9 protein-coding genes are annotated in these 11,725 nt (G+C 63.5%); 7 read left to right on the forward strand and 2 right to left on the reverse strand.

Going from position 1 to position 11,725, the window contains the following annotated elements; all coding sequences use genetic code 11:
- Nucleotides 1–43: 43 nt before the first annotated feature.
- Both S6FBBBH3_RS04995 and S6FBBBH3_RS05000 read left to right on the forward strand, forming a co-directional pair.
- On the forward strand, nucleotides 44–1,012 hold the full coding sequence (locus S6FBBBH3_RS04995) for a nucleoside hydrolase (RefSeq protein ID WP_120176701.1): 969 nt from the start codon (nucleotides 44–46) through the stop codon (nucleotides 1,010–1,012).
- A gap of 253 nt (nucleotides 1,013–1,265) precedes the next feature.
- Nucleotides 1,266–2,390 (forward strand): 5-methyltetrahydropteroyltriglutamate--homocysteine S-methyltransferase, encoded by a 1,125-nt coding sequence (locus S6FBBBH3_RS05000; RefSeq protein ID WP_120176702.1) that lies wholly within the window; start codon nucleotides 1,266–1,268, stop codon nucleotides 2,388–2,390.
- A 125-nt stretch (nucleotides 2,391–2,515) separates the two neighbouring features.
- On the opposite strand, the gene feoB is transcribed toward S6FBBBH3_RS05000, so the two are convergent.
- Together feoB and S6FBBBH3_RS05010 are read right to left on the reverse strand one after the other, a co-directional pair.
- Nucleotides 2,516–4,843: a Fe(2+) transporter permease subunit FeoB gene (gene feoB, locus S6FBBBH3_RS05005; RefSeq protein ID WP_120176703.1), complete on the reverse strand. Its 2,328-nt coding sequence runs from the start codon at nucleotides 4,841–4,843 to the stop codon at nucleotides 2,516–2,518.
- Between the two features lie 169 nt (nucleotides 4,844–5,012).
- Nucleotides 5,013–5,249, reverse strand: coding sequence for a FeoA family protein (locus S6FBBBH3_RS05010; RefSeq protein WP_120176704.1), 237 nt, complete (start codon nucleotides 5,247–5,249; stop codon nucleotides 5,013–5,015).
- 550 nt (nucleotides 5,250–5,799) lie between these two features.
- On the opposite strand from S6FBBBH3_RS05010, the gene tyrA reads away from it, so the two are divergent.
- From tyrA to S6FBBBH3_RS05035, 5 genes are all read left to right on the forward strand, one after another.
- The gene (gene tyrA, locus S6FBBBH3_RS05015) at nucleotides 5,800–6,975 is read left to right on the forward strand and encodes a bifunctional chorismate mutase/prephenate dehydrogenase (protein WP_120176705.1); all 1,176 of its coding nucleotides are present in this window, start codon (nucleotides 5,800–5,802) and stop codon (nucleotides 6,973–6,975) included.
- A gap of 59 nt (nucleotides 6,976–7,034) precedes the next feature.
- Nucleotides 7,035–7,577, forward strand: coding sequence for a flavodoxin family protein (locus S6FBBBH3_RS05020; protein ID WP_120176706.1), 543 nt, complete (start codon nucleotides 7,035–7,037; stop codon nucleotides 7,575–7,577).
- A gap of 120 nt (nucleotides 7,578–7,697) precedes the next feature.
- On the forward strand, nucleotides 7,698–9,224 hold the full coding sequence (locus tag S6FBBBH3_RS05025; protein WP_120176707.1) for a carboxymuconolactone decarboxylase family protein: 1,527 nt from the start codon (nucleotides 7,698–7,700) through the stop codon (nucleotides 9,222–9,224).
- 331 nt (nucleotides 9,225–9,555) lie between these two features.
- A complete protein-coding gene (locus S6FBBBH3_RS05030) occupies nucleotides 9,556–11,091 on the forward strand; it encodes a flavocytochrome c (protein ID WP_120176708.1) in 1,536 nt (511 codons plus the stop codon).
- Nucleotides 11,092–11,343: 252 nt separating this feature from the next.
- Nucleotides 11,344–11,694, forward strand: coding sequence for a cytochrome c3 family protein (locus S6FBBBH3_RS05035; protein WP_120176709.1), 351 nt, complete (start codon nucleotides 11,344–11,346; stop codon nucleotides 11,692–11,694).
- Nucleotides 11,695–11,725 lie beyond the last annotated feature (31 nt).

Below are 11,725 nucleotides of genomic sequence, written 5' to 3' on the forward strand. Positions count from 1 at the left end.
TTCCGACGAACATCTTTCCATTTCATCCGAGGAACTTTCCACGATGACCGAAGTGACGAAAATCATTCTCGACTGCGACCCCGGCTACGACGACGCCGTGGCGCTTTTGCTCGCGGCGGGAGATCCCCGCATTGAGCTTTTGGCCGTTACGACGGTGGCGGGCAACCAGTCGATCGAAAAGGTGACGGGGAACGCCCGCCGCATTCTCCGTGCGGTCGGGCGTGAAGACATTCCCGTCGCGGCGGGTGCGATTCGCCCGCTCGTGCGCGGGGGCGCGGCGTTCTGCCCCGAAATCCACGGCGAATCGGGCTTGGACGGAACGACGTTGCCCGAAGCGACGACGCCCGTCGACCCGCGCGCCGCGGCGCAGCTGATCGTCGACACGGTCATGCGCGAACCCGAAGGGACGGTGACGCTCGTTCCCACGGGGCCCCTCACAAACATTGCGCTTGCCGCCCGACTCGAACCCCGCATCGTCGGGCGCGTCAAAGAAGTCGTGCTCATGGGCGGCGGATGCAAGATCGGGAACGTGAAGCCCTTTGCGGAATTCAACATCGAATTCGACCCCGAAGCCGCCTACGTCGTCTTCAACGAAGCGTGGAAGGTGACGATGGTGGGGCTCGACCTCACGTACCAGGCCCGCGCCGACGAGGCCGTGCGCGCCCGCGCCCGTGCGATCGCGACGAAGCCCGGGCAGCTCCTCGCGGACATCCTTGACGCGTTCGCGCGCAACTACAAGAAAAAGAGCCACTTCGACGCCCCTCCCGTGCACGATCCGTGCGCCGTTGCGGCCGTCATCGACCGATCGATCGTGAAGTGCGTTCCGGTGCCGATCGACGTCGAACTGCGCGGTGCGCTCACCTACGGGATGACCGTGGCGGACTTCCGTCGTCCGGCCCCCGAAGGGTGCCGCACATTCGCGGCGGTGGAACTCGATCAGCCCCGCTTCTGGGACATGGTGATCGAGGCCGTGGAACGCATCGGCGACCCCTTGAAGGACGTCGAGTACTGAGGCACGTTTCCTCCGTCCCGCCCCTGCGGCCGGCGGCCTTGATCGGTCCTTTTCGAGCTTTTCTTAAGGTATTACCGTGCGAGGCCGTCCGCAGGCGGCTTGAGGCGGCGGGCTCGGGCGCATAATACGAAAACGCCCGAAGCATTGAAGCATTCCAGCGGGCGCTTCCGACGAACGGGAGCGCCCGTTTTTTCGAGGCTTTTCAACCCGTTTCACCAATTCCATTCAACCGCACATCCAGGAGAATCCCACCATGGAACGCATTCTTCCGCCCTATCGCGCCGACGTCGTCGGCAGCTTCCTTCGTCCGAAGTGCCTGCTCGAAGCGCGCGCCGCTTTCGAAGCCGGGAAGCTCTCGCGCGACGAACTTTCGGCCGTCGAAGAGCGTGAAATCGCCGCGCTCATCCGCAAGGAACGCGAAAACGGTCTGACGGCCGTCACGGACGGCGAATTCCCGCGCGCCTTCTGGCACCTCGACTTCCTGGCGGGCCTTTCGGGCATTCGTCACGTGAAGGCGGAAGCCTGGTCGGTGCACTTCGAAGGCCACCAGCCCAAGGCGGAAACGGTCGTGATCGAGGATCGGATCGGCTTCCCGAAGGATCATCCGTTCCTTGCGGCGTTCGATCGTGTGAAGCGCCTCGCGGGCGACGCCCCCGTGAAGTTCACGATTCCGTCGCTCTCGATGCTGCACCTCATCTGTTGCGTGCGCGAAGCGAACTACAAGCCGATCGCGGCCTATGCGGAAAATCCGGATCTTCTCTTCGAGGACCTCGCCGCCGCCTGGACGGACGCGATGCTCGCGCTTTACGAGCACGGCTGCCGCTACCTGCAGTTCGACGACACGAGCTGGGGCGAATTCTGCTCGGCGGAAAAGCGCGCGGCCTATGCGGCCCGCGGGATCGACGTCGATGCGGTGGGTCGCAACTACGTGAAGGCCTTGAACGCCGTCCTCGCCAAGAAGCCTGCCGATCTGACGGTGACGATGCACATCTGCCGCGGCAACTTCCGCTCGACCTGGTTCTCCTCGGGCGGCTACGAACCCGTGGCGGAAATCCTCTTTGCGAACTGCAACGTCGACGCCTTCTTCCTCGAGTACGACAGCGACCGCGCGGGTTCGTTCGAGCCGCTGCGTCACATCAAGGACCAGACGGTCGTGCTCGGTCTCATCACGTCGAAGTTCCCCGAACTCGAAGACCCCGAAGCCGTCAAGGCCCGCATCCGCGAAGCCTCGCAGTACGTGCCGCTCGAGCGCCTTTGCTTGTCGCCTCAGTGCGGTTTCTCCTCGACCGAAGAAGGCAACATCATGACGGAAGAGGAAGAATGGGCGAAGGTCCGCCTCGTGAAGCAGATTGCCGACGAGGTGTGGGGGAACAACTGATCCCTCACACGGACTTCGCGATCACGAGCTCGTGAAGCCCTTCGTGCAAGCTTCCAAAACGAACGCCTGGCCTCCTTTGAGGAGCCGGGCGTTTCGTTGTTTCCGTTTTTCCTATCGGTCGCGGCTTACTGCTTCGGCACGATCGGAATCACCTTCGGACCCGTGTTGCGGCGCGCGAGGCGCTTCATCACGAGAAGAAGGATGAGGAGGGCGGCGAGACTTCCGCCGATCGCCACCGAGGCGTACGCGGGAGCTTCGGCAAAGTGCACGAGTCGGTAGAAGACGGTCGCGGCGGCGTAGCCGAGCACGGTCGTCCAGATCCCCGAGAAGACCGTCCACACGAAGCCCACTTCGCGAAGAATGGTCGCCATGGCGGCCACGCACGGGCAGTAAAGAAGAACGAGAAGGAGGTAGGCAAAGGCGGCCGATTCCGACGCGAAGAGCGTGCGGATCGTGTCGATCGTGCCGGTCGAAACTTCCTGCTCTTCGGCGGCCGACGTTTCGTCAGAGAGGTCCCCGACCGAAAGGCCCAGGGGGTCGGTAAGCGCCGCCCCGAGGCCCGCGAGGTTTTCGCCCGTCACCGTCAGCGCTTCACCGAGCGTATCCGCAAAGGAGAAGCCCGATTCGTTCGCTTCTTCGTCGGCCGATTCGGTCGCGGCCATCTGACCGTAGAGCGAGTTGAGCGTCCCCACGACCGCTTCCTTGGCGAAAATCCCCGTGAAGATCCCGACCGCGGCGGGCCAGTTCTCTTCTTCGACGCCCATGGGTTCGAGCACCGGAACGATCGTGCGACCGATCGACGACAAGACCGATTTGTCGCTGTCTTCGTTGCCGAAGGAGCCGTCCGTCCCCATCGAATTGAGAAAGGTCAAGCAGGCGACGATCACGATGATCGCCTGACCGGCGCGGACCGTAAAGCCCGAGACGCGCTCCCACGTGCGAAGCATCACGCCCTTCAGGGTCGGGATGTGGTAGGGGGGAATTTCCATCACGAAGTGCGCGGCGCTCCCCGGAAGAACCGTGTTCTTCAAGAGGAACCCCGTGAGGATCGCGGCGACGATCCCGATCACGTAGAGGGCGAAAACGAGGTTCTGCCCGTTCGTGGGGAAGAAGGCCGTGGCAAAGAGCACGTAGACGGGGAGACGAGCGCCGCAACTCATGAAGGGCGCCATCATGACCGTGATGATGCGGTCCGACGCCCGGTCCATCGTGCGCGTCGCCATGATGGCGGGCACGTTGCAGCCGAAGCCGACGATCAAGGGAACGAAGGCTTTGCCGGGGAGTCCCAACGCGCGCATCAGGCGGTCCATGACGAACGCCGCACGCGCCATGTAGCCCGAGTCCTCGAGAACGGCGAGGAAAAGGTAAAGGAAGAAGACGACCGGGATGAAGGTCGAAACCGTCTGAAGACCCCCGCCCACGCCGTTCGCAAGGAAGACGCGCAACCAATCCGGGGCGCCGAGCGACGTGAGAAGCTCGCCGAAGCCTTCGACCATGACGCCGCCCACGAGAATGTCGAAGAAGTCGATGAAGGCCCCGCCCACGTTCTGCGTGAAAAGGAACATCACGTACATGACGAGAAGGAAGATCGGGATCCCCAACCAGCGGTTGAGGACCACGCGGTCGATTTTCTCCGTGAGGCTTTGCGTCACTTCGCCCACACGCGTGATCGCGCGGTCGGCGACTTCCTGCACGAACGCATAGCGCGCGCTCGCCACGAGAATGTCCGTGTCGCCTTCCGTTTCGTCGTTGAGAGCCCGAACGCGCGCCTTGACGGGTTCGAGGTCGACTCCGGGGAGCTTGTCGTCAAGCCCCGCCGCCTCTTCCATGAACTGCATCGCGAACCACTCGGGGCGCGCGACCTTCGCGTCGCGGAAGTACGCGGCCGCTTCCGCGACGGCATGCTCGATCCGCTCGTCGAAGTGCGTTTTGACGTGCGGCACCACCGGATGCTCGAGCGCGGCGAGGATCGCGTCCTTGAGCGCCTCGATCCCGTCTTCGCGCGAGGCGACGACGCCCACCACGGGGCAGCCGAGTTCGCGGGAGAGCGCGTCGAGGTCGATCGAGAGGCGGTGCTGCTTCGCGATGTCGAGCATGTTCACGACGACGAACATCGGGACCTGCATCTCGATCAACTGCGTCGTGAGGTAGAGATTGCGCTCGAGGTTCGAGGCGTCGACGATGTTGACGACGAGTTCGGCTTCGCCCGTCAGGATGTAGTCGCGGGCGATGCGTTCGTCTTCGCCCGAAGCGCCCGAGGGCGTGATCGAATAGATGCCCGGCAGGTCGACGAGGTCGATCGCAACGGCGCGGTGCGTGAAGCGGCCGACTTTCTTGTCGACGGTGACGCCCGGCCAGTTGCCGACTTCCTGATGCGAGCCCGTGAGGGCGTTGAAAAGCGTCGTCTTCCCGCAGTTCGGGTTCCCGACGACGCAGACGGTGCGAGTCTGCATGAAAAGGATTTCTCGGTGGATGGATGGGGGTTTCAGCAAAGGGCCGCAGGGGGTGACGAACGTGACGAAGCGGGGTCGCTAAAAAAATCGGGCCGCCCGACGCTCAGGCGTCGAACGGCTCGCGGGCGACCGTGCTCGAAAGCGTCCCCTCGGTCTCGAAAGCCCGGCTTCAGTCGCTCAGGCGTTCGATGTGCATCAGTTCCGCTTCGTCTTTGCGAACGCTGATGAAACTGCCGCGCACGCGGATTTCGATCGGATCGCCGAGCGGCGCGCGACGCACGACTTCGAAGGTCGTCCCCGGGGTGGCCCCGAGCATCAGAAGGCGCCGACGGTATTCGCGGTGTTCGTTGTGAAAGCCGACGATGCGACCGCGAGCGCCGATGGGAAGTTCCTTGAGCAAAAGCATGGTGCGAATCCTGCGGCCGACTTGCGTATTCTTGTCGTGACGGAAGGCGGCGCGTCGGCCTCGCTGCGCCTTTTCTTCCGTGGGGTGGACTATAGCGCGATTTTGTCCGAAAGGGAATGAGATTGTGAGTGTTTCTCACTTAGGAATGCACGGGGAAAGCCCGTTCGGCTCTTGAACGGCTCTGAGGACGCCCCTCGGACGACGCCGAAAAAGCGCCGGAGGCGCGCCGTAGCAGGCTTTTTTCTCCCAAAACGGTCGGAACGCGGGGCCAACGGGTGTAAATCGAGGGGAAACCTTTGTCCGAAGTTGCCGGGAGGGCGTCCTCGTGCACGACTTCGTTCGCGGATTCACTTGCCTACGGGTGAATTTCTGAGGTTACGCCCTCGACCCGATGCGATAATGCAAAACTTGAGAGCCCGGAAGGCGTGCCGTTGTGCGCCTTGCTTCGGGCTTTCGGTGGCGTCCCGCGCGGTCGTCGTCGTTTCCGTATTTTGGCGGGTGCGCCTGCTTCCGAGTTGCTGCGCGCCCCTCCGAGGAGCTTTGCCTTTCCATGTCGTCCATCCCGTGTGCTTTTTCAGAATGTTCGGAAAAAGAGCTCCGGCTCTTTGCGGGCGACGCCGAGGCGCGCTCGAGCTTTTTCACGCGCCTCGAAGGTTTGCAGGCGCCGGTTGATACCGATGCGTCCGGTGCCGCTTCGCCCGAAGCGGCGGCCCGAGCCGCCGTCGCCCGTGCGGCGCGGGAGTTGGAGCTTGCCTTGAAGGCGTACGGGGAAGCGTGCGAAGCGCCTCATGAAGCCGAAGCCCTTCATGAAGTGACTCAAGAAGAGGCGCGGTCAGCGGACCTCGCTTCGAGCATCGACGCAGCGAAACCGCCCGTCGTCCTCGTGGGCGGCGCGGGCGGTATGGGGCGGATTCTGCAGCGCCTCTTTGCGGCGGACGGGCGCGAAGTGCGCATTCTCGAAAAAGACGACTGGGATCGGGCGCAAGACATTCTGCGCGGCGCGAAGCTTGTCGTCGTTTCGGTGCCTATTGACGTGACGACGGACGTGATCGCCCGACTCGGGCCGATGCTCGACGCCGACGCCGTTCTTTCCGACGTGACGAGCGTGAAGCGCGCGCCCGTCGAAGCGATGCTGGCGGCGCACGCGGGCCCCGTGGCGGGTCTGCACCCGATGTTCGGGCCGGACGTTGCGTCCTTGGAGCGCCAGGTCTTTGTGTACGTTCCCGCCCGAAACCCGGAAGCGAGTGCCTGGCTCGAAGAGCTCCTTCGAAAAGAAGGGGCGTCGGTCGTCACGACGAGCGCCGAAGAGCACGACCGCGCGATGGGGATCATTCAGGCGCTTCGCCACTTCACGACCTACGCGTACGGGGTTTTCCTCGCGGAGCTCCATCCCGATCTGCGCCAGATCATGGCGATGAGTTCGCCCATCTACCGGCTGGAACTCGAGATGGTGGGACGACTCTTCGCGCAGGATCCGCACCTCTATGCGGACATCATCATGGCGAACGACGACAATGCGCGTCTCATTCGCGCCTACGTCGAAAGCCTCGCGCCCGAACTCGAGCTCGTTCTTCGCGGCGACCGCAAGGCGTTCGTCGAACGCTTCGGCCGTGCGCGCGATTACTTCGGAACGCTCGCGTACGATTTCATGAAAGAAAGCGGTCGGATGCTTGCCGCCGTGCAGTCGGAGCGAAACGGACACTCGAAAGCCCGGGCGGCGCGCTAACCATCCCCGACACCCGACCGACCTCATTCACGACACTTCACGAACCCAAGGAATACACGATGGAAGTCACGATTCTTCTCGGCAGCCCCCACCTCAACGGCAACACGGCCGCGCTTGCGGCCGGCTTTTCGGACGGCGCCAAAATGGCCGGTGCCAACGTCGTTCGCATCGACGTCGATCAGCTCGGCGTCTCGCCCGTCGACGCGAAGCTTTTGAAGCGCCTCGAAGCGGGTGAAAACGTGGATGCGGACGGCATGGACCGCGTGATCGACCGACTGCTCGCTTCGGACGTCGTCGTCTTTGCGACGCCGCTCTACTACTACGGGATGAGCGCGCAGTTGAAGATCGTTCTCGACCGTTTCTTGGCGCGTAACGGCGAACTCCAGCAACACCCCGCGCGTCTCGTGCTCCTTGCGACGAGTGCGGGCCCGGGCGAAGAAGCGATGCGCCCCATGATCGACCAGATGCGCTTGGTCTGCGGCTACCTCAACTGGACCTACGCGGGCGAAGTATTGGCGACGGGTCTTGCGGTCGAGCACCTCGGCAAGGCCCGCCGCGAAGCGGCGAAGACCTTCGCCGAAAAGCTTCTCAAGGCGAACTGAGACGACAAGTCTCCCGGGGCTTCGGTGCGGTCTTCGTGACGACGCGCGAAGCTCTTCTTCCGGTTCAACCCGAGCACGCGGCGCAAGCCGCGTGCTCCCTCATCTCACAAAAGAAATCGAATGACGCGCATGCAACGACGCGACCTCGCGAAGCTCGGTTTTGCCTTCACGGGTCTTGCGGGCGGCTTCACCGCTCTTACCGCTCCCGCCCGTGCGGCCGAGAGTCCCGCAACGGGGTTCGTTTCGGTTTTGGAACCCGTTTTCAAGCGACTTCTCGAAGAGGACGTGCCCGAACGCACGTCGCTCGACGACCGACTCGCCAACCTCCTGCAAACGGCCGCGATGACGGTGTTGCCCGCTCACGGAGGCTCCGAAGCGTTGGCGGAAACCTTCCGTCGGGCGCTCTTTGCGGGTGTCTCCGCGGAGGAGCTCCTTGAAGTCTTGGTGCAGACGATGCCCGTCGCGGGGATGCCCGCCGTCATCTCGGCCGAGCGGATTCTGCACGCCGAACTCGGTGAAGCCGGCATGAGCGCGCCCGTGACGCAACCCTCGACCGCCGGGGCGGCGGAGCGCTTCGAGCGCGGCCTGGAGGCGGAGGAAAAGCTTTTCGGGCGCGAGTACCTCTACGCCTTTCACGCGGGACTGCGCGAGGACGAGCGGCCCTTGCAGCTTTCGCTCCTATCCTCCTGGGCCTACGGGGAGACCTTCGGGCGGCCGCACCTCACGGATGCGGAGCGCGAACTCGTGCTCCTTGCCGCCCTCATTGCGTCGGGCGCGCGGGAAGAAATCGAAATGCACGTCCGCGCGGCGAAAACGCTCGGGGCGACCCGCACCGACCTGATCGGGCTTCTGACGGTACTCCTTCCCTACACGGGGTTCCCGAAGGTGCGCGCGGGGCTGGCGCTTATCAACGCGGTCGAAGCCGAAGACGAACGCCGCCGTGCGATCACGCAAGCGCGCGAAGAGGCGTTGAAGCGCCTTGAAGCCAAGCGTGAAGCGAAGCGCGAGGCCGAGGAGAAAGCGAAGGAGCAGGCCGAGGCCGAAACTGCCGCGGCCGCTGCGGGCGAAGAGACGAAGCTCGAGGAAACGACCGAAGCGCCCGAAAAAACTGAAGAAACGTCCCGGACCGACACGACCTCGGACGAGAGCACGGAAGCGTCCACCGACGAGACCGAAGAGGGTGCTTCGGAAGACGGGTCGGAGAACGGGACCCGAGAGCCGGAAGTGCAGGAATCCGAGAGCGAGGCCGATTCGAACGGCGCCGACCTTCCCGAAGCTCCCGAGGAACCCGTGAAGGCCGACGCCGCCCGGCCTGTCGAATCCGTCGATGCGCGTCCGGCCGACACGTCGAGCGCCTCCGGTGTGAAGGACGCTGCGCCGACCGCTCAACCCGCCGAACCGGCAACGCAGGCCCCGAGCAACGCTCCTGCGGCTCCGTCCTCCGCTCCCGCTGCGGGCGCGAACGACTCCGCGAAGCTCGTCTCCGACTGGAGCGAAGCCGACGAGCGGGCCTTCAACGCGGCGCTTGAAAAGCTCTCGAAGGCAACCGAAGCGGGCGACGATGCGGCCGCGGCCGCCGCGCTGAAGGAGCTTGATGCGCTCGGCGCTTCGGGCGGGGATTTGCCCGTCCTGTCGACGACACCCTGAGGTCCGTCCGCGCGCGTGAACGTTCGCACGAAAGACTTTCCAACGAAAAAACCGTACCCCGCCCGGGGTGCGGTTTTTCGTTTTTTTGATGTCGCTTCGAACGCGTTTCGGAGCCGACGCTGGACTCGCGGTCCTTTTTTGAGGGTTTTTCTGAGGTGCCGCCCCCCTACCAATAGGGTTACGCCGAGAGTAGGGGGTCGATACACTCTTCCCACGTCGTTCCGAGGGGGCTATGTCCGTCGGGACGCAATCACGATCGGGTTCCAAAGCGGAACGGGGCCTTCGGGCACCTTTTTCCCTTTGCAACTTTCAGCTTCAAAGGAGCATCACAATGACCCAGATTTCCCGTCGTTCGCTCTTCGGCACGGCCGGCGCCGGCGCTCTCTCGCTCGGTCTCGGCGGCTTCGTCTCGACCGTTTCCGCCGCGGAAGCCAAGAACATCAACTGGAACGAAACGACCGGTTTCCTCATCGTCGGTACGGGTTTTGCCGGTTTGGCCGCCGCCCTCGAAGCGCACGGCCTCGGCATGAAGAAGGAAGACATCCTCATCCTTGAAAAGATGCCGACCCCGGGCGGCAACTCCATCATCAACGGCGGCGCCGTGGCTGCGGCGGGTACCGACATGCAGGAAAAGGACGGCATCAAGGACAACGCCGACCTTCTCTACGCCGACATTCTGAAGGCGGGCGGCGGTCTTGCCCACCCGAGCCTTGCCCGTCGCATCGCCGACGAATCCGTTGAAAACTTCTACTGGCTCCGCGACAAGATCGGCGTGAAGTTCAAGGCCGTGACCTTCCACGGCGGCCACTCCGTCAAGCGCAGCCACGCCGTGACGAACAACTCCGGCTCGGGCTTCATCAACCCGATGCTCGCCAAACTCAAGGAATACGGGATCGAACCGCGTCTTCGCACGAAGGTCGAAGAGCTCATCGTCAACGACAAGGGCTGCGTTCTCGGCGTGAAGGCCCGTACGGGCTACCGCTTCGGTCGCGAAGATTCGGGCAAGGTCACCTACATCCGCGCGACGAAGGGCGTGCTTCTCGCTTCGGGCGGTTTCTCGAACAACGTGAAGATGCGCATGTCGCACGACCCGCGTCTTACGGCCGACTTCACGTCCACGAACCATCCCGGTGCCACGGGCGAAATGATTCAGGAAGCCCAGATGATCGGTGCCAACACCATTCAGATGGACTGGATCCAGATGGGCCCCTGGACCTCGCCCGACGAAAAGGGCTTCGGCGTTGCTCCGCTCTTCGTCGAATCCGCTCTCGGCTACGGCCCGATGATCGACCCCGTCACCGCGAAGCGCTTCATTCAGGAATCCGGCAACCGTAAGGTTCGCGCCGACGCCATCGTCGCCATGGGTCACCCCGCCGTCATCTACACGACGGAAGAAAACGCCCGTACGGCCATCATCGGCAAGAACATGACCGAAGAGCTCTACGAGCGCGCCCTGAAGAACGGCGTCGTCAAGAAGTACGACACCCTGAAGGCGATGGCCGACGACCTGAAGATCCCGTACGCCGAACTCGAAAAGACGAACAACACCTTCAATCAGTACATCAAGGATCAGAAGGACCCGGACTTCGGTTGCATGATGTTCGAAAACGCCAAGCCCAACGTCAAGGGTCCGTTCCTCGCCGTTCGCCTCTGGCCGCGCGTCCACCACTGCATGGGCGGCCTCGAAATCAACGACAAGGCTCAGGTTCTCAACGTCTTCGGCGACCCGATCAACGGCCTCTACGCCGCGGGTGAAGTCACGGGCGGCGTGCACGGCATGGTCCGTCTCGGTACCGTGGCCGTCGCCGACTGCATGATCTTCGGTCGTGTGGCTGCTCGTACGGCGAACGAATTCAAGGGCTGCTGATTCCCGAATTCGATCGCTTGAACCGCTCGACTCGACCGTGCTTCGACGCGGTCGAGCCGAACCGAGCGTAAGCGCCAGGGCTTGGCCCTCGGGCTCCCGACCTCCTCGAGGGGAACCTCTGCGGCCTCCCTACCGTACCACGCCCGAAGGAGCGCGTCTCTTTCGGGCGTTCCTTTCGGTTTCCGACCCGAAAGGCCATTCCTTCTTTCCCTTTCCTCGTTCTCACTCGTTTCCCCAAGGAGACTCCCTATCATGATGCGTTTTGCCGCCATCGCCGCTTCGCTTTGCCTCGGCCTTGCCGCTCTTTCGAGCGCCGCCACCGCCGCCGACTTCGGCGCGGACCGCCACGTTGCCCGCGGTCTGAAGTGCGAAACCTGCCACGGCCCCGACATGAAGAATCCGAACTACCCGGATGAAAAGACGTGCCTTGCCTGCCACAACCGCGACGACGTCGCCGCGAAGACGAAGGCGCTCGAACCCAATCCCCACAAGGCGCCGCACAACGGCGACTGCACGCTCTGCCACATGCAGCACGAACCCGAAGTGAACTACTGCGAGCAGTGCCATCAGTTCAATTTCAAGATGAAGAACGGTGCGAAGTAAGCCGCGCGGCTTCTTTTGCTCCTCACATCGA

The organism is Sutterella megalosphaeroides (assembly GCF_003609995.1).
GTDB lineage: Bacteria > Pseudomonadota > Gammaproteobacteria > Burkholderiales > Burkholderiaceae_F > Sutterella > Sutterella megalosphaeroides.